Annotated in this window: 19 protein-coding genes; 11 read left to right on the forward strand and 8 right to left on the reverse strand. The window is 71.2% G+C overall.

Annotation, left to right across the window (positions count from 1 at the left end; all coding sequences use genetic code 11):
• Positions 1 to 26 precede the first annotated feature (26 nt).
• Positions 27 to 791 carry an SDR family NAD(P)-dependent oxidoreductase gene (locus ACIBW9_RS26300; RefSeq protein WP_398959000.1) on the forward strand — a complete coding sequence of 255 codons (765 nt, stop codon included), beginning with the start codon at positions 27 to 29 and terminating at the stop codon, positions 789 to 791.
• Positions 792 to 794: 3 nt separating this feature from the next.
• On the forward strand, positions 795 to 1,592 hold the full coding sequence (locus tag ACIBW9_RS26305; RefSeq protein ID WP_398959002.1) for a ThuA domain-containing protein: 798 nt from the start codon (positions 795 to 797) through the stop codon (positions 1,590 to 1,592).
• 35 nt (positions 1,593 to 1,627) lie between these two features.
• Here ACIBW9_RS26305 and ACIBW9_RS26310 read toward each other — a convergent pair whose 3' ends face one another.
• On the reverse strand, positions 1,628 to 2,671 hold the full coding sequence (locus ACIBW9_RS26310) for an NAD(P)-dependent alcohol dehydrogenase (protein ID WP_398959004.1): 1,044 nt from the start codon (positions 2,669 to 2,671) through the stop codon (positions 1,628 to 1,630).
• A gap of 308 nt (positions 2,672 to 2,979) precedes the next feature.
• On the opposite strand from ACIBW9_RS26310, the gene ACIBW9_RS26315 reads away from it, so the two are divergent.
• Genes ACIBW9_RS26315 through ACIBW9_RS26330 form a run of 4 tightly spaced genes read left to right on the forward strand, consistent with a single transcriptional unit; the run spans position 2,980 to position 5,950 of the window.
• On the forward strand, positions 2,980 to 4,386 hold the full coding sequence (locus ACIBW9_RS26315; RefSeq protein WP_398959006.1) for an SRPBCC family protein: 1,407 nt from the start codon (positions 2,980 to 2,982) through the stop codon (positions 4,384 to 4,386).
• Positions 4,371 to 4,697, forward strand: a complete 327-nt coding sequence (locus ACIBW9_RS26320; protein ID WP_398959008.1) for a 2Fe-2S iron-sulfur cluster-binding protein — start codon at positions 4,371 to 4,373, stop codon at positions 4,695 to 4,697. The genes ACIBW9_RS26315 and ACIBW9_RS26320 overlap by 16 nt, the downstream gene beginning before the upstream one ends.
• Positions 4,698 to 4,704: 7 nt before the next feature.
• Complete coding sequence (locus ACIBW9_RS26325) at positions 4,705 to 4,920, forward strand: transposase (protein ID WP_398959010.1); 216 nt, start codon at positions 4,705 to 4,707, stop codon at positions 4,918 to 4,920.
• 4 nt (positions 4,921 to 4,924) lie between these two features.
• Positions 4,925 to 5,950, forward strand: coding sequence for an NADP-dependent oxidoreductase (locus ACIBW9_RS26330; protein ID WP_398959012.1), 1,026 nt, complete (start codon positions 4,925 to 4,927; stop codon positions 5,948 to 5,950).
• A 51-nt stretch (positions 5,951 to 6,001) separates the two neighbouring features.
• Here ACIBW9_RS26330 and ACIBW9_RS26335 read toward each other — a convergent pair whose 3' ends face one another.
• The 4 genes from ACIBW9_RS26335 to ACIBW9_RS26350 all read right to left on the reverse strand — a co-directional run bounded on the left by ACIBW9_RS26335 (position 6,002) and on the right by ACIBW9_RS26350 (position 10,262).
• Positions 6,002 to 6,316, reverse strand: a complete 315-nt coding sequence (locus ACIBW9_RS26335; protein WP_398959014.1) for a putative quinol monooxygenase — start codon at positions 6,314 to 6,316, stop codon at positions 6,002 to 6,004.
• Positions 6,317 to 6,389: 73 nt separating this feature from the next.
• Complete coding sequence (locus tag ACIBW9_RS26340) at positions 6,390 to 8,126, reverse strand: PEP-utilizing enzyme (RefSeq protein ID WP_398959016.1); 1,737 nt, start codon at positions 8,124 to 8,126, stop codon at positions 6,390 to 6,392.
• Positions 8,127 to 8,157: 31 nt separating this feature from the next.
• On the reverse strand, positions 8,158 to 8,949 hold the full coding sequence (locus ACIBW9_RS26345; protein WP_398959018.1) for an SDR family NAD(P)-dependent oxidoreductase: 792 nt from the start codon (positions 8,947 to 8,949) through the stop codon (positions 8,158 to 8,160).
• Between the two features lie 29 nt (positions 8,950 to 8,978).
• Positions 8,979 to 10,262 (reverse strand): aromatic ring-hydroxylating dioxygenase subunit alpha, encoded by a 1,284-nt coding sequence (locus ACIBW9_RS26350; RefSeq protein WP_398959020.1) that lies wholly within the window; start codon positions 10,260 to 10,262, stop codon positions 8,979 to 8,981.
• A 155-nt stretch (positions 10,263 to 10,417) separates the two neighbouring features.
• On the opposite strand from ACIBW9_RS26350, the gene ACIBW9_RS26355 reads away from it, so the two are divergent.
• From ACIBW9_RS26355 to ACIBW9_RS26370, 4 genes are all read left to right on the forward strand, one after another.
• Positions 10,418 to 10,873, forward strand: a complete 456-nt coding sequence (locus ACIBW9_RS26355; RefSeq protein ID WP_398959022.1) for a VOC family protein — start codon at positions 10,418 to 10,420, stop codon at positions 10,871 to 10,873.
• Between the two features lie 97 nt (positions 10,874 to 10,970).
• Entirely contained in the window at positions 10,971 to 11,975 is a 1,005-nt protein-coding gene (locus tag ACIBW9_RS26360) for a thiamine pyrophosphate-dependent dehydrogenase E1 component subunit alpha (protein WP_398959024.1), read from the forward strand.
• Positions 11,976 to 11,980: 5 nt separating this feature from the next.
• Positions 11,981 to 12,994 carry an alpha-ketoacid dehydrogenase subunit beta gene (locus ACIBW9_RS26365; protein ID WP_398959026.1) on the forward strand — a complete coding sequence of 338 codons (1,014 nt, stop codon included), beginning with the start codon at positions 11,981 to 11,983 and terminating at the stop codon, positions 12,992 to 12,994.
• 5 nt (positions 12,995 to 12,999) lie between these two features.
• The gene (locus ACIBW9_RS26370; RefSeq protein WP_398959028.1) at positions 13,000 to 14,355 is read left to right on the forward strand and encodes a dihydrolipoamide acetyltransferase family protein; all 1,356 of its coding nucleotides are present in this window, start codon (positions 13,000 to 13,002) and stop codon (positions 14,353 to 14,355) included.
• A gap of 8 nt (positions 14,356 to 14,363) precedes the next feature.
• On the opposite strand, the gene ACIBW9_RS26375 is transcribed toward ACIBW9_RS26370, so the two are convergent.
• On the reverse strand, positions 14,364 to 14,969 hold the full coding sequence (locus ACIBW9_RS26375; protein ID WP_398959030.1) for a TetR/AcrR family transcriptional regulator: 606 nt from the start codon (positions 14,967 to 14,969) through the stop codon (positions 14,364 to 14,366).
• 142 nt (positions 14,970 to 15,111) lie between these two features.
• Here ACIBW9_RS26375 and ACIBW9_RS26380 point away from each other — a divergent pair, with 142 nt between their 5' ends.
• Positions 15,112 to 15,792 (forward strand): TetR/AcrR family transcriptional regulator, encoded by a 681-nt coding sequence (locus ACIBW9_RS26380; RefSeq protein ID WP_398959032.1) that lies wholly within the window; start codon positions 15,112 to 15,114, stop codon positions 15,790 to 15,792.
• Positions 15,793 to 15,847: 55 nt separating this feature from the next.
• On the opposite strand, the gene ACIBW9_RS26385 is transcribed toward ACIBW9_RS26380, so the two are convergent.
• On the reverse strand, positions 15,848 to 17,002 hold the full coding sequence (locus ACIBW9_RS26385) for a thiolase family protein (RefSeq protein WP_398959677.1): 1,155 nt from the start codon (positions 17,000 to 17,002) through the stop codon (positions 15,848 to 15,850).
• An 11-nt stretch (positions 17,003 to 17,013) separates the two neighbouring features.
• Positions 17,014 to 17,457: a Zn-ribbon domain-containing OB-fold protein gene (locus ACIBW9_RS26390; protein WP_398959034.1), complete on the reverse strand. Its 444-nt coding sequence runs from the start codon at positions 17,455 to 17,457 to the stop codon at positions 17,014 to 17,016.
• Positions 17,458 to 17,461: the final 4 nt, after the last annotated feature.

Below are 17,461 nucleotides of genomic sequence, written 5' to 3' on the forward strand. Positions count from 1 at the left end.
TCGGCAATCACGAAGGAGTGACATCGATGGATCTGGGACTGACGGGCGCCAAGGCGCTGGTGACCGGTGCGAGCCGGGGCATAGGCCGTGCGATCGCCGCGCAACTGGCCGCGGAGGGCTGCGCGCTGGCCCTGTGCGCCCGGGGCGAGGAAGGGCTGGCCAAGGCCGCTGCCGAACTGCGGGCCGAGGGCGCCACGGTGTTCGAGGAAGCGGTCGACGTCACCGACCCGGCCGCCCTCGCCGGCTTCGTGGGGCGGGCGGCCGGCGCACTCGGCGGCCTGGACCTGCTGGTGTCCAACGTGTCGGCGGGCAATGTGAAAGGCCCCGAGTCCTGGGAAGCCAGCCTGCGCGGCGACCTGATCCCCTTCGCGGGACTCGTCGAGGCGGCCCTGCCCCATCTGGAGGCCTCCGACCGGGCCGCGGTCGTGGCCATCGGCACCACCAACGCCTCCGACACCGCGCGCCCGGCCGGAGCGAACTCCTACTCCGCGCTCAAGGCGGCCGTCGTCCAGCACGCCTCCGCCCTCGCACACGCCCTTGCACCGAAGGGCATCCGCGTCAACACCGTCTCGCCCGGTCCGATCGACTTCCCCGGCGGCGCCTGGGAGACCATCCGCACCAGCCGTCCGGAGGTCTACGAGGAGGTGCTCGCCAAGCTTCCGATCGGCCGCTACGGCACCGCGGAGGACGTGGCCGCGGCGGTGGCGTTCCTGCTCGGGCGCACCGGCTCCTTCTGTGTGGGAGTCAACCTCGTCGTGGACGGCGGGCTGCTCACCCGCGTCCAGTACTGAGCCGTGGCGGGCCCGGCAGGCCGCCTGGACGCCGTACTGGTCTGCGGCGGCCGCTGGCACGACTTCGACCACGCGCGGCTCCGGCTGCTGGAACTGCTCGGTGAGCATCCGAGGGTGCGCACCACCGTCCACCAGGACTACGACTGCGTGGAAGCCCTCGACCGGGCCGACCTGTTGGTCACCTACACCTGCGACGTCCGGCCCCGCCCGGCGCAACGGGCCGCGCTCGCCCGGCTGGTCGAGCGGGGTGGTCGCTGGCTCGCCCTGCACGGCACCAACGCGGTGATCGAGCCGTCGACGCGAGGCGGCGCCCGCGAGTTCACGACTCCACGGCTCCTGGGAGAACTGGCCCAGGTACTCGGCAGCCAGTTCCTGGCCCACCCGCCGATCGAGCCGTACGAGGTGCGCGTGACCGATCCCGGCCATCCGCTGGTCGCCGGGATCGGCCCGTTCACGGTCACCGACGAGCTGTACGTGTGCGAGCTGCACGGAGACTTGGACGTGTTGCTGCACGCCGAGTACACCGGGCCCTGCCGTGGCTTCGCCGAAGGCGACACGGCGGCCCTCGACAGGGCGCCCCGACCGGTGCTGTACCTCAAGCGGCACGGTCTCGGCGAGGTCTGCTACTTCACCCTCGGTCACTGCCGGGGCCGTTACGACATGCAGGACCTGGGCGTGGACGACACCGGGCGCGTGGACCGCGGCCCCTGGGAGACGCCGGAGTTCCTGACGGTGCTCCGGCGTTGCGTGGAGCGGACGGTGGCCGGCCGGAGCCCGGCACACGAGCGGGCCGGCGCCTGAGTCGGGCTCGGGCGCCGGCTCTGCGCGGGGACGGCTCACGCGTGCGGGAGCACCACCGCGCGGCCCTTGATGTCACCGGCGTGCAGACGCTCGTAGGCCTCGGGCGCCTCGTCGAGGGTGAACGTCTCGACGTGCGAGGAGACCAGACCCTGTCGCGCCAGCTCGACCACCTCCATGAGTTCCCGGCGACTGCCCCAGTAGGGGAAGGAGGCGGAGACCTCGAACGGCAGCCCGCCGCCGAAGCCGACCGCCAGGGTGCCTCCGCCGAGGCCGACGATCGTCACATCGCCCTCCACGGCCACCGCCGCCGCGGCCACGGCGAGCGTCGCCTCGGCGCCCACGAAGTCCAGCACCACCTCCGCTCCGATCCCGCCGGTGAGCTCCCGCACCCGTGCGGCCGCCGCATCGTCGGAGAGCAGCGTCTCGTGGGCGCCCACCGCGTGGGCCAGCTCCAGCTTGTCCTTGCTCACGTCGAGGGCGACCACCGTGGCCGGTGTCAGAGCGCGGAGCAACTGCACGGCCAGGTGACCCAGGCCGCCGACTCCGATCACCACCGCCGTGCTGCCCGGGACCAGCTTGGGCAGCGATCTCCTGATGGCGTGATAGGGCGTCAGCCCCGCGTCGGTGAGCGGGGCGGCCTGCACCGGGTCCAGTCCGTTCAGGGGCACCAGATGGCGGGGCGAGTCCACCAGCATGTACTCGGCGAGGGCACCGGGGGAGCCGAGTCCCGGCGGCAGGATCCCGAGCCCTGCGGCATGCGGGCAGCAGTTCTCCTTGCCCACCGCGCACTTGGGGCACTGCCCGCAGCCCCAGGGGCCGTACACCGCCACCTCGTCGCCCTCCGCCACCGCGGTGACACCGCTGCCCACGGCTGCGACGGTGCCCACGCCCTCATGGCCGAGCGTCATCGGCAGCGGATAGGGGAACTGGTCCTCGGGCCACCCCATGACCGCCAGGTCGGAGTGGCACAGCCCCGCCGCGGTCACCTTCAACAGCACCTGGCCCGGCCCCGGTTGGGGCGCGGGAACCTCGACGACCTCGGGGGCGTGTCCGACCCTCCGGTACTGCACAGCTCTCATGCTCCGGTCTCCTTGTCGACTTCCCCTCCGGCGGCGCACAACGGCGGGTTGGGTAAGCCGGCCGGCACCAGACCGGCCAGTTACCGTACCGGATCGGAGAAACTTATGAGGAACTACAGCCTCAAGTGGGTCGGAGTGTGACATGCCGCAGCAGCGTTGGGGAGGGGAAGTGTCGAGAAATTTATGCGCTCCGCGGCACAATCCGTGCTGACCTCGGGAGATGTGTCCTTTATTGGCAGTCGAGAGTGTTGCTCCATCCCGCAAACAGTAACTACACTCGATCTAAAGTTTCTGCCGGAGGAGAGATGATGGACGAAACGTCGGAGCTGGGCGCCGCGCGGTGCCCCGGGCCCAGCGTCCAGGACTACCTCGACCAGGACAGCCGCCCGGTCCCGCCCGCCCTGAGGTTCGAGCGGAACGACCCCCTCGGCAGCGAGGACATCGACACCGCCCGCTTCACCTCCCGTGAGTGGGCCGAACGCGAAATGCGGCAGGTATGGCGGCGCGTGTGGCAGTTCGCCTGTCTGGAGAGCGAGATCCCCGAGGTCGGCGACCACGAGATCTACGAGATCGGCGACGACTCGCTCATCGTCGTGCGTACGGCCCCCGACGAGATCCGGGCCTTCGTCAACGTGTGCCTGCACCGCGGACGCAAACTGCGCACCGGCGGCGGCAATGTGAGCGAGTTCCGCTGCTCGTTCCACGGCTTCGCCTGGAACCTCGACGGCACGATGCAGACCCCGCCCTGCGCCTGGGACTTCCCGCACGTCACCCCGGAGAAGTTCGCCCTTCCCGAGGCCCGGGTCGCCACCTGGCGCGGCTTCGTCTTCATCAACATGGACCCGTACGCGGAGTCCTTCGACAGCTACCGCGGCACTTTCGACGACTACTACATCTGGCCGCTGGAGAACCGCTACAAGTCGCTGCACATCGCCAAGGTGCTGCCCTGCAACTGGAAGGTCGCCCAGGACGCGTTCATCGAGTCCTTCCATGTGATCGCCACGCACCCGCAGATGCTGCCGTGGCTCGCCGACGCCAACTCGCAGTACGACGTGATGGCCGACCAGCCGAACTGGAACCGGATGATCAACATCCAGGGCGCGCCCAGCCCGCACGTGGCGGACTCCGTCACGGAGGAGGACGTCCTGGAGACCTTCTACGACTCGCGCGCCTTCTACGCCGCCGCCCAGGGCCGTGACCTGGTACGGCAGGAGGGCGACGAACTGCCGGCGATCCCGCCCGGCGGCACGGCCCGCCAGGTCCTCGCGGAGCGGATGCGCGCGCAGCTGGCGGCCACCTCGGCGCAGGACTTCTCGCAGACCCCGGACACCGAACTGCTGGACGCCATCAACTACTTGCTCTTCCCCAACTTCAACCCCTGGGGTGGCGCCAAGTCCAACATCATCTATCGGTTCCGCCCCAACGGCCTGGATCCCGACTCCTGCACCGCAGAGATCATCTTCATGTCCTCCCCGAAGCGGCCCGGCGAGATGCCACCCCCGGCGAAGATCCGCTGGGTACCGGAGGACATGCTCTTCGCCGACATCCCCGAACTCGGCGTGCTGGGACCCGTCTTCGACCAGGACTGCGAGAACCTGCCCTACGTCCAGCAGGGCCTGAAGGCGATGCGCAAGCCGGGCATCACGCTCGCCAACTACCAGGAGAGCCGCATCCGCCACTTCAACCGGACGCTCGACGAGTGGATGGACAGGTGACCCACCGGGTGTCGGTCGCGCCCGTGGGCGCCGAGCTGGAAGTGCTCGACGGCGAGGACCTGTTCACCGCCGCTCAGCGGCTCGGCTACCGCTGGCCCACCGTCTGCGGCGGCAAGGGCACCTGCCGTACCTGCTTCGTCGAGGTGGTGGAGGGCGTCGAGAACTGTTCCCCGGTGGGCCCGCTGGAACGCGAGGGCATCGAGGCCCTGCGCAGGCCGGTGGACGGCCTGACCCGGCTCGCCTGCCGGCTCCGGGTCGAGGGCCCGGTGACCGTGACCAAGCGCGGCGTGCGCCGCCGAGTGCAGGAGTGAGGCCCCCATGTCCAAGCAAGTGATCCACCCGCTGACCGGGCATGTGTACCGGCTCACCGCGGACGGACTGGTCGAGGTGACCGACCCGAAGACCGGGGCGCGGGGCGTCTTCGACTTCCAGGCCCGGTGGCAGTCGGGCGAACTGCGCCATGCCGACCTCCAGATGGCCGGCTGGGTCGGCCGGCTCGCCCGGCGGCGCACGGCGCCTGAGCAGGAGGGGTGACGCCGTGTCCCCGCGCACCACCCGGGTGGTCTGCCTCAGACGCCGGCCTGTGAAGGAACCGGCCCCAGGTGACTTCGCCGTCGAGGAACGCCCTCTGCCTTCTCTCGGCGAGGGACAGGTCCTCGTCCGCAACCTCTACATGAGCGTCGATCCGTCCATGCGCGGACGGCTGGAGACCACCGAGAAGCACTACACGCACAACTTCACCCCCGGATCACCCCTGGACGGGCGGGCCCTCGGTGTCGTCGAGGAGAGCCGCTGTCCCGCTGTTCCGCCGGGCGCCTTCGTACGCCACCAACTGGGCTGGCGGGAGCGGGCCGTACTGGACGGGACGGACACCGACGGGGCGGCGCGCATCGATCCGCGGCTCGCCCCGCTGCCCACCTGGCTCGGGCTGCTCGGCCAGACCGGCTTCACCGCGTACGTGGGCCTGACCCGGATCGCGGAGCTGCGCCCGGGCGACACCGTCTTCGTCTCGGCAGCGGCGGGCGCCGTCGGCACCGCCGCCGGCCAGTTCGCGCGGCTGCTGGGCGCGGACCGCGTCATCGGGACCGCCGGCGGACCCGGCAAGTGCGCCCTGCTGGTCGAGGAGTTCGGCTACGACGCCGCCGCGGACTACCGTGCCGAGCCGGTGCGCGACGCGCTGGCCCGGATGGCACCCGAGGGTATCGACGTGTACTTCGACAACGTCGGCGGTGAGCAGCTTGCGGCGGCCCTGCACGCGCTGCGGACCGGTGGCAGGGTCGCCCTGTGCGGCATGATGTCGCAGTTCGGCGGCGAGCGACGGACCGTGGACATCAACCATCTGGTCCAGGCGGTCCTCAAGCGGCTGACGCTGTCAGGTTTCATCGTCCGTGACCACGACGACCTGCGGCCGGAGTTCGAGCAGCGGGTCGCGGGCTGGCTCGCCGAGGGCCGGATCACCGCGCGCGAGACGGTCGTGGACGGCCTGGAGAACGCGGCGGGAGCGCTGTTGTCCCTGCTCGGCGGCGGCAACGTCGGCAAGATGCTGGTGCGGCTGGCCGACTGACGCATGGAAGACCTGAAAACGGCGCCCCCGGCCAGGGGGGGGGCGCCGTTTTCAGCGCATGGGGCGTGACGCGGCGACCGTGTGGGCCGTCAGGGAGACCCCGACCCGGGTCAAACCCGCCACGGCTTCGCGGAACTCCTTCATGTGCGCGGTGGCGAAGTGCTCGTCGAGGGCCTGTTGGGAGGCCCAGTGCTCGAACACCCGGATGCGCCGCTCGACGCCGGGGTCGGGGGTCATGGCGTAGTCCAGGCAGCCGGGTTCCGCCGCGCGGGTCTGCCGGCCCAGTTCGGTCAGGGCCTCCAGCATCGCGGCGCGGTCGCCGGGTCCGTAGTCCATCCAGCCGGCGACGATGATTTCCTCAGTCACGGTTTTCCCTTCACGGTCATGGCCGCGGGCCCGTCGCCTCCCCTGCGAGGGAGGCGACGGGCCCGCGGGGTTCTCAGCCGCCGAGCGGCCCGGGGACGTCGTCCACGGTGACGGTGCCCCGGTCGCCGTCCACCGTGACCACCATGCCGTCCCGCAGTCGCCGCGTCCCGTTCTCGACGGAGATCACGGCCGGGATGCCCAGCTCACGGCAGACCACCACGGCGTGGCTGTTGAGCGCGCCCACATCCACGACGGCGGCTCCGGCGACCAGGAACAGCGGGGTCCAGGCCGCGTCCGTGATCGGCGCGACCAGCACCTCACCGGGCTCCAGCGCCTCGCACGAGGACGGGTCGGTGACCACCCGCACCCTGCCGGTGTACGTGCCGTGGCTGCCGCCCGCGCCACCGAGGACATCGCCCTCGACGGCCGCGGGGGTCCGTTCCTCGGCGCGCCGCGGCCAGGTGTCGACTTCGGTCTGGGCGTCGTCGGCGACGAAGAACGGCGGCTCCAGGTCGTACAGGCCCGCGTACTCCTCGAGCCGCTGGGCGATCACCGCGCCGAAGGACTCCGGGGCGGCGACATAGTCGTCGAGTTCGGTGTCCAGCAGCATCATCACGTCCTCGGGCCGGGCGAACAGCCCCGCGTCGACGCCGCGGCCTCCGAGCTCCCGTACGGCCATGCGGATCTCGTTGATGACGGTGACGCAGTTCGCCTTGGTGCGCTCGCGGGCAGGTATCCACACCTGGGATGCGTGCATGCCGGCGTCGAACATGGGCTGCGTCTCCTCGGGCAGCGCGGCCCGGATCTCCCGGGCCGTGCGCTCGCGCCCTTCCGTCAGTCGCTTCTGGCGGGCGGCGGGGGAGGCGTCGTCGGGACTGTGCCGGATCCGGTCGACCAGGGCCAGCGCCTGCACGGGCGCCGCCTCCCAGGACAGCGCGTGGATGTCCCACTCGTTGGGACCGCGGTCGCCGGACTCCGCCAGGAACTCCTCGAAGGAGTCACGGAACGCCTTCACATCCCCGGTCGCGGTGCCGAGCGCCTGCTCCACGGCGGCCGGACCCCCGTCGAACAGCGCGCTCAGCTCGGCCGAGGCCGCCACCTGGCGGGACAGCGTCCACAGCCCGGTCGAGGGGGAGGCGGAGTCGACGTCACCGAGACCGCCGATCAGGTCGAGCAGGGCGCCGGGGCGGTCCACGCTCGCGCACAGCGGGCCGAGGATCGCCGGCCCGACCGACGCGGGCAGCGACGACTCGACGTGCCGCTGGAAGGTCGTCTCCACCTCGTCCAGCAACGACCGCGCGTGGGCGACCAGTTCGGCCTCGGACAGCCGCGTCAGGTCGGGGCGTGAGCGGCGCAGGGCGCGCAGCCGCTCCCGGTCGGCGTCGGCCTCCGGGAAGCCGGTCTGGCCGAGCATCCGCTGCAGTGTGGCGCCCGCCTTGGCGGTCAGCTCCTCGTCCTGGTCGTCGGGGTGCGCCACGTACACCGGCGTGTCGGAGCGCTGGCCGACGAAGGCCGCGTCGATCTGGTCCGCCGTCTGGCCCATCCGGATGCCGAACAGCCGCATGTGGGAGAGGTTGAGATAGAAGTGGCCGCCGAACATGCCGACGAACGGCGGACGCGGGCCGGCCACCTCCTCCTCGCGGTAGACGCCGAACCCGACGAAACCGCGCCGCCAGCCCTGCAGACCGCGCCCCCAGACCAGGGTCCAGCCCAGCGGGCTGGCGGGATCCGGCAGGGTCTCGCCCGCGTTGGCCCGGGTGTAGTGCGGCAGCCGCTCACTGCGCTGCCAGTCCGTGATCCAGCTCTTCATGACCCAGGTCTCCCGCCCTTTGTCCCCGCCCCTACCACTGCGCCGTGCCGCCGTCGACGCTGATCAGCGCCCCCGTGATGCCCGCACCGGCGTCGCTCGCCAGCAGCGAGGCGACAGCCGAGATCTGCTCCACCGTCGTGATCTTCTTGGTGGCGGCGTGCTCGGCGAAGCGGCTGAGCCATTCCTCGTAACTGATGCCCTCGGCCTCGGCGGCGGCCGGTCCGGCGGCCCGCATCAGGTCGGTGTCGACGGCGCCGGGACAGATGGCGTTGCAGGTGATGCCCTGGGTGCCGTACTCGAAGGCGGTCGCCTTCGTCAGTCCGTGGATGGCGTGCTTGTTGGTGATGTAGTGGCTGATCGCCGGCTTGTTGGCCTGCTTGCCCTCCACCGAGGAGATGTTGATGATCCGGCCCCAGCCACCCACGAGCATCTTCGGCAGTGCCCTGCGGGTGCCGTAGAAGTAGGCGTTGAGGTTGAAGGCGAGGGCGTGGTTCCAGGCCTCGTCGCTGAGCTCGTGTACGGGGGCGAAGCCCTGGGTGCCGCCCGCGTTGTTGACCCAGATGTCGAGCCGGCCGAACCTCTCGGCGGCGAAGTCGGCGAGGGACTCGATGTCCTCCTGCTTGCTCGCGTCACAGGGGTGGAAGACGGCCCGGTCCCCGGCGTCCAGCTCCTCCAGGGCCTGCTTGCCCTTGATCTCGCTGCGGCCGCTGATGACGACCCTGGCGCCGTCGGCCAGGAAGGCCTCGGCGATGGCGCGGCCGATGCTGCGTGTGCTGCCCGTGATCACCGCGACACGACCGTCGAGGCTGCCCGTAGCCACCATGGTGTTCTCCTGCGCTTGTTGTGGGTCGGTCACCTGGCGGCTTCGTCCAGGTGCTGGTGAACGGTGCGGTGGAAGTGCTGGAGGCCGGGCTCGTTGCGCCCGAAGACGAAGTCGGTTCCCGCTGCGGCCAGGGCCTTGAGCCCCTGCTGGACGCCGTAAGTCGTCGCGTAGTCCTCGTCGCGGACCACCTCGTGGAACCAGGCGCCGAACCGGTCGGCGGCCTGGCGTTCCTCCTCGGTGACCGCCGGTTCCCGCAGCAGGATGATCTGCTGGGTCACCGACTCGGTCGCCGTCCGGGGGAGCACCAGGGACACGGCGATCTTCTGGCGCCAGCCGCCGGCGATCGCGAGTCCCGGGAAGAGCCAGTAGATGGGCCCGACACAGTCCCCGGGGTCACGCTGGTCCGGGGGCAGTTCGGCCGCCTGCGCGATGGGGCGCAGGGCCGGTGCGATGCGCTGGTGGGGGCCCCAGGTGTCGTGGGCCATCATGTTGGAGAGGTTCGTCTCGAACACCGTCTTCGGGTGCAGCGAGGCGAAGTGGTACGTCTCCAGGTACCCGTCGAGGGTGACCTTCCAGTTGGGGCTGGTCAGCTCGCTGGTGGAGTAGTGGTGGCACTCCGCCAGCCGCAGGCCCTCCAGCAGCGGCTGCAGATCACCCAGCCAGCCGTCCAGGTCGGGCTCGGCCGCCGGGTCCAGCGAGACGAAGACGATCCCCGCGCGCTCCCCGGCCGGAAGCCGCACCAGGCCGCGTCCCTCGCGCGGTACCTCGCCGAAGGTCTTCTCCGCGTACACGCCGCGCAGCTCTCCGGCCAGGTCGTACGACCAGGAGTGGTACGGACAGGTGAGCCGCTTGGACACTCCGCACCCGGCTTCGAGGAGCCGGGCGCCCCGGTGCCGGCAGGCGTTGATCATCGCGTGCACGGCACCCTGCCGGTCGCGCGTGATGAGCACCGGAACGCCGAGCACGTCGATCGCCTTGTAGGTGTTCGGCCCGGGCAGCTCGCACGACATCGCCAGCGGCAGCGGGACACTCCGGTGGACGGCGTCCGTCTCGCGCTGCCAGCGGTCGGCGTCCAGGTAGTTGGCGACGGGTTCCGTCCACTGGCCGTCCGCCTCGTGCGTGGTGTTGTCGCGGTAATGCGCCACCACCCGCTCGACGAGTTCGGCCGCCTCCCGCCGCATCGCCACGGACGCGGCGTCGGTTGACCGGTCCTGGCTGATCCACGACGCGTACTCGGGGGTGGACGAGGCGGAGGCCGGTGACCTGCGCTCGGTCGCTGTTTCCCGAATCTCCGGTGAACTGGTCTGGACCACGATGTCCTCACAATCCTCCCAGCCGCGAGCCGGTGACCGGCTTCGGAACGCGACAGCTGGGCTGTGTCCGAAACTGCAACAGGACTTAGTGTGGTCTGTCAATAGAAAGTGTCGAAGTTGCCGCTCGGTGTGCCGCGGGGGTGGGTGTGATGGTCATGACACGGCCGTTCGAGGTGGGTGTGGTGGTGCGGGACCTCGGGCTGATGGAGCGCTTCTACTGCGATGTGGTCGGCTGTCGCGCCGAGCGCCGCTCGCGGGTGCCGGAGTCCGTCGGAGGTCCGGCGGGGCTGGGCGGCGAGCTGACGGTCGCCTGGCTCCGGGTGCCCTCCGGGGGGCGCGTCAAGTTGATCCTGCCCCGGTCGGCGCCGGTGTCGGCGGGTGCGGAGCCCTGGGTCGCCGGGCGGCCGGGACTGTCGTATCTCACCTTCCATGTCGACGACATGGACCCGGTCGTGGCCGCGCTGCCGGGTGCGGGTGCCCGGCCCCTGTCGGCCCCGGTCGTCGTCCGCGCGGGTGGCCGCCGGATCAGCTTCTGGGCGGACCCGGAGGGCAATGTCGTGGAGTTGGTGGACGAGCGGGGCGACGAGCCGGGTCCGAGGCGTAGTAATTAGAGACGCTGTTCAGTAAGGTGCCTTCATGCCGGTTACTGTAGACCGACACAAGTAACTCCGATTGCTTGGCAACCTCCCTCGGGCGAAGGGGCGGACGATGGCTCAACGAGCGTCTACGGCGTCGAAGAAATCCCCGCAGGTCAGTACCGCGGTCATCAGGGATCTGCACGAACGCATGGTGCGCATCCGGCTGTTCGAGACCGAGGCGGGAAAGCTCATGGAGGCCGGCAAGCTGCCCGGCTTCCTGCATCTGTATGTCGGTCAGGAAGCCGTCGCCGCCGGCGTGATGACGGCCCTGCGCGACGACGACCAGATCACCTCCACCCACCGCGGCCACGGACACGCCGTGGCCAAGGGCGTCGGCTTCCGCGCGATGTACGCCGAACTGTACGGCCGGGTCACCGGCGCCTGCCTTGGCCGCGGCGGCAGCATGCACATCAACGACCTCAGCCGCGGCATGCTCGGCGCCAACGGCATCGTCGGGGCCGGTGTCCCGATCGCCGTGGGCGCCGCGTTCGCCGCCCGTTACAAGGGCGAGGACAGCGTCGCCGTGACCTTCTTCGGCGACGGCTCCACCAACATCGGCGCCTTCCACGAGGGCGCCAACATGGCCGCCATCCTCGGGCTGCCCGTGGTCTTCGTCTGCGAGAACAACGGCTACGCCGAGTTCACCCCGCAGTCGGCGCACATGCTGCTCACCGACGTCGCCGACCGGGCCGCCGCCTACGGCATGCCCAGCGTGATCGTCGACGGTATGGACGCGGTCGCCGTGCACCGCGCCGCGACCGAAGCCGTCGCACGGGCCCGGTCCGGCGCCGGTCCGATGATGATCGAGGCCAAGACCTACCGCTACTTCGACCACCAGGGCGTCAAGGGTCTGCGCCATCCCTACCGCTCGGACGAGGAGGTCGCCGAGTGGAAGGCCCGCGACCCCATCGACCTGATCGAGACCCGCGCGATCGCCGACGGCACCGCCACCCGCGCGGAACTGGACGAGGTATGGCAGCGCACGCGCGACGAGATCGCCGAAGCCATCGCGTACGCCGAGGCGAGCCCGCTGCCCGACCCCGCCGACCTGCTGCTGAACGTCTACTCGGGATGACCGCCATGACCACCACCACCGAGGCGCCGGCCGTCGCCACGCGCAAACTCACCTACGTCAAGGCCTTCAACGAGGGGCTCGCGCAGGCCATGCGCGAGGACGAGAACGTCTTCGTCGCCGGGGAGGACGTGGCCGGATACGGCGGCGTGTTCCGCATGTTCGACAACCTCCTCGACGAGTTCGGGCCCCGTCGCATGATCGACACCCCGATCTCCGAAGCCGCCCTGGTCGGCCTCGGCGTGGGAGCCGCCGCCCGGGGTCTGCGCCCCGTCGTCGACCTGATGTTCATGGACTTCATCGGCGTCTGCCTCGACCAGATCGTCAACCAGGCGGCGAAGATGAAGTACATGTTCGGCGGCGCGCTGTCCGTGCCGCTCACCATCACCACCGCCTCGGGAGCAGGCCTCGGTGCCGCGGCCCAGCACAGCCAGAGCCTGGAGGCGTGGCTGGCGCATGTGCCCGGCCTCAAGGTGGTGATGCCCTGCGACGCGTACACCGCCAAGGGCCTGACCGTCTCGGCCATCCGGGACGACAACCCCACCGTCGTCATGCTCAACAAGGTGCTGCTCGGCAGCACCGGCGAAGTACCCGGGGAGATCTACGGCATCCCCCTGGGCCAGGCGCACACCGCTCGGCAGGGCTCCGACGTCACCGTGATCGCCCTCGGCCGCATGGTGGGGGAGGCCCTCGCGGCGGCCGACGAACTCGCCGCCGAAGGCGTGGAGATCGAGGTGATCGACCCGCGCACCGTGCAGCCGCTGGACACCGAGACGATGTTCGCCTCTGTGCGGCGCACCAACCGGGTGCTCGTGGTGCACGAGGCCGTCACGTTCGGCGGGCTCGGCGCGGAGATCGCCGCCCAGATCCAGGACGAGGTCTTCGACTACCTCGACGCGCCGGTCCTGCGCATCGGCGCCCCCTTCTCCCCGGTGCCCTTCTCGCCGGTCCTGGAGAAGGCGTACGTGCCCGATCGCGCCCGCATCGCCCAGGGGTGCCGGCGCCTCCTCGAAAGGTCGTGACCGACGTGGCGGTCGAGGTTCTGCTGCCGAAGATCGGCCTGACCATGCAGGAAGGCACGATCGACGAATGGCTGGTGCCCGTCGGCGCGGCCGTCGCCGAGGGCGACGCACTGCTGCGGCTGGCCACCGACAAGGTCGACGTGGACGTCGAGGCGGAGGCCGGGGGCCTGTTCCATCCGGTGGTCCAGGCCGGGGCCACCGTGCCGGCCGGGACCCTCATCGGCTGGCTGCTGGCCGAGGGCGAACAGCCACCGGAGGCGACGGGAGCCCCCACGCCCGCCGGGCCCGGGCCCACCCGGGGCACGGACACCATGGCAGCCCCGGGTGCCGCGCCTGCCCCCGCCGGTACCGGGGGCAGGCTTCTGTCCTCACCGAACGCCCGGCGGGTCGCCGCGGCCGTAGGCGTCGACCTCACCGCCGTACGCGCCACCGGGCCGGGCGGCCGGATCGTCTCCGAGGACGTGGAGGAGTTCTTCGCGACCCTCCCCGAGGTCCCCGCCCCGCCGGTCCCGCAGGAGGCCGCCTGCTCCTCCCCGCTGGTGCGCAAGCTGGCGAAGGAACGCGGCATCGACCTGTCCGAGGTGAACGGCACGGGTCCGGGCGGCCGGGTCCGCCGGTCCGATCTCGACGCGGCCACCGCTGCCCCCGCTCGCCGCAACGCGGCTCCTCAGCCCGGCGACGTCCTCCCGCTGACCGGGATGCGCGGCACCATCGCCCGCAGGATGCACGCCAGCCTCCAGGAGATGGCACAGCTGACGCACGGCTACGAGGTGCGGATGGACGCCGTCGTGTCCCTGCGGGAGCGGCTCAAGCAGGAGTGGGCCGACGGCGAACTGCCCGTGCCGAGCCTCGGCGACTTCCTGCTGAAGGCCGCCGCCCTGGCCCTGCGCGAGCACCCGCTGCTCAACGCGACGGTCCGGGACGACGGCATCCATCTGCTCGAGGGCATCCACCTGGGCTTCGCGGTGGCGGTACCGGGCGGCCTCATGGTCCCGGTCATCGAGGACGCGGCGGCGCTGCCGCTGCATGAGATCGCCCGCCGGTCGAAGGAGCTGGCGCAGGCCGCGCGCGAGGGGCGGATCTCCCTCACGCAGCTGGAGGGGGCGACCTTCACCGTCACCTCGCTCGGCGGATACGGCGTCGACTTCTTCACCCCGGTGATCAATCCCGGCAACGTCGGGATCCTTGGCGTGGGCAGGCTCAGGGACGGCGTCGAGTGGGTGGACGACCGACCGCTGCGGACCCGGGTGCTCACGCTGAGCCTCACCTTCGACCACCGCGCCGTCGACGGCGCACCCGCCGCCGAATTCCTGCGCACGGTGGGCGAGCTGCTGAGCAAGCCGCTGCGTCTGCTGGTGTGACCCGAGGTCTACCGGGCCGGGTCGGCGATCCGCTCCGCGAGATCGCCGACCTCGCGGACGAACGAGCGGTGCCCCAGCGACCGGTAGACGTCGTCGCCCCGCACCTGCGAGGTGGCCGCGGTCTCCAGCAGCGCCAGCAGGCCCAGGCCGTTCACCGCCGCCTCGGCGTCCGAGACGGACGCGCGGGCCTTGCGGACCAGCCGCACCAGCTCCTCCAGCAACTCCGTACGGCTCTCCTGGCGCAGCGCCTCCGCCTCCTGGCTCATTCCGGCCGACGACACGAAGAACACGGTGGCCGCGGACCGGTTCTCGGCCATCCACGCCAGCAGGGCGGTGATCGCCGCTCCGGTGGGCGAGCCGGGCTCGTGCGCCTCCGTGATCGCCTGCAACTGCTCGCGCAGCGCCGCGGCGAACGCCCGCATGGCCTCGGCCAGGACCTGGTCCTTGGAGGAGAAGTGGTAGTACACCGCGGCCGAGGTCATCTCCGCGCGCGAGGCGATGTCGGCCACCGTCACCTCGTCCGGCGGCTGGGTGGCGAACAACTCGGTGGCCGCCTCGATCACCCACTGCCTGCGCGAGGGACGGTGAGCGGCGCGGGTTCCGGATGTCGTCATGGTGTCAAGTATGCCGGGACCTGAGTGCGTCGAAGGCCAGTGTGCAGCAGGAATTGTGCGATCGGGGGGCAGGAGTTACTGGATACAATGGTCAGTACCAGAGATCACGGGTGCGGACCGACGGCAGCGGGCAGGGAGCAGGATGGCCACGACGAAGAACGGCAAGCAGCCCGCCCACCGGCCCTCGCGGCGGCAGCACATCATCGGCGCCGCCGTGCGGGTCTTCGGCCGCAACGGATTCGCGGAGACGAGCATCCAGGACATCGCGGACGAGGCCGAGGTGGTTCCCACGGCCGTCTACTACCACTTCGACGGCAAGGAGGAACTGCTCGAACTCGCCATGCGCCGGGTCTTCGACCAGCTGAACGCGGTCGTGGAGGCGGCCCGGCCGGAATCCGAGCCGGGTGACGCCGAGGGCCTGGTCCGCGTCATCGACGCCGTATGGGAATGGGTGGAGAAGAACCCTGACGAGGCCCGGCTCTACCAGGTCCAGGTCGCGTCCGCCAACGGCAGCGTGAAGGTCCTGCGGGACGAGTTCGAGCAGCGCCACATCCAGCGTGGCTACGACTACCTGCCCGAGGGCAGCACGCGCAGCCCCCGCGCGGCGAAGGCCCGGCACGCGGGACAGGCGCTCGCGGTCCGCACGCTGATCAGTACGACGATGCTGGTCACCGCGTTGCGGGCGGAGGGAGGACCGCTGTCCCGGCTGCCCTCCCGGGCCGTGCTGCAGGCGGTCAGGGAGCTGGCGCTGCGCATCGTGGCCGCCGAGGAGACGCCGGCGGGGCAGCAGAGGCCGGACAAGAAGGCCACGTCACGGACCTGAGAGGGCTCGCCCGGACGTCCATCCCGCCGGTCGGCTCCCGGTCGCCCGCCGCCTCTCACACCGTCAGGACCGAGCAGGCGCTGATCCCGGGCGCCCCGTAGACATGCGTGAAGCCCACCCGGGGAGCGCCCGGCACCTGCGCGCCGGGTGCCCGGCCCTGCAACTGCCGTACGACCTCGTGGAACTGACGCAGCCCGGAGGCGCCCACGGGCTCCCCGCCGGCCAGACAACCGCCGTCGGTGTTGACCGGTATCCGGCCCGTGGGATCGGTGACCCCGGCGGCCAGCAGCTCCTCCTGCTCGCCGTGGCCGCACAGTCCGGTCTCCGCGAGGTGGACCAGCTCCGAGCCGCTGTCCGTGTCCTGCAGCTGCGCGACCTGCACGTCCGCGGGCCGTACGCCCGCGGTGCGGAAGGCCGCCTCCGCGGCGTCGACACTCGGGCTGCGGTGGGGGCCCGGCGGCAGCCACGGAGAGAACACCTCGAACGAACCGAACCGCCGCGTCCGGAAGGCCAACGAGGCAAGTCTGACTGGCCGTTCGCACAGGTCGAAGGCCCGGTCGCCGAGCGCCAGGACCAGGGCCGCCGCGCCCTGTCCGGGCGAACAGAACATGTACTGGGTGAGCGGCGGACTGACCTCGGCGGCGTCCAGGATCTCCCGCTCCGTGAGCGGCTTGCGCCGCCATGCCAGGGGGTGCCGGGCGCCGTTGCGGAAGGCTCGCTCGGCCACCATCGCCAGCGCCCGCTCGGACATTCCGTGCTCGTACAGGTAGCGCTGGGTCTTCAGCGCGAAGAACTGGGTGGTCAGCATCATGCCGGTCTCGGCGTACCAGTCGCCGAGGCCGTAGCGGGCCGCGGAGACATGGAACGCGCCCCGCTCGTGCTTGTCGAAGCCCACCGCCAGACCGAGGGAGGCCTCGCCGGCGCGCAGCGCGTTGGCCACCGCGAGCACCGTGGAGGCACCGGTCGCGCAGCCGTTCTGCACGTTGACGAAGGGCACTCCGGTCAGACCCAGACGGCCCACCAGGGTGTCCGGCTTGCCGGACACGTCGGAGCCGCCGGCCGCGTAGCCGATGTCCTCCCAGGCGACACCGGCGTCGGCGAGCGCCGCGCGCACCGCCCGCTCGGCCATGTCCATGCCGGTGACGCTCTCGTCGCGGCCGAAGGGATGCATCCCGCATCCGATCACGTACACCTCGTCGACCCGGCTCATCGCTCCCCGGCTCATCGCTCCTCGTCCCGCTCCGGGCGGAACGCGAAGGTCACGACCTCGGTTCCGTCCTCGCTCTCGTAAGCCGGCACCAGGGTGAGCCGGACCGGCAGACCGATCCGGATCTCCTCGCGGGGCACCGCCAGCCGCGCTTCGACCAGCACCTCGCCGAGGTCCACGTAGCCCACGTGGTACGGGCGGTAGCCGTCGGCCGGCGGCCGGTACGGCGGTTTCGGCGGGAACGCCTGAAGCGTCCACGACCACACCAGCCCCCTGACCGGCAGCACCTGCTCGGACATCGTCCGCCCCGCGCACCTGGGGCACGAGTCCTGCCGGGGGAAGACGACGGTGTGGCACGCGGAGCAGCGGGCGCCCACAAGACGCGGCGCGTCCCCGTCGTCGTGCTCACGGTCGCCCGGGTTCTCGAACAGGGATTCGTCGATGAGCCTGGTGGTCATGTTC

This window comes from Streptomyces sp. NPDC049541 (genome assembly GCF_044465725.1).
Classification (GTDB): Bacteria; Actinomycetota; Actinomycetes; order Streptomycetales; family Streptomycetaceae; genus Streptomyces.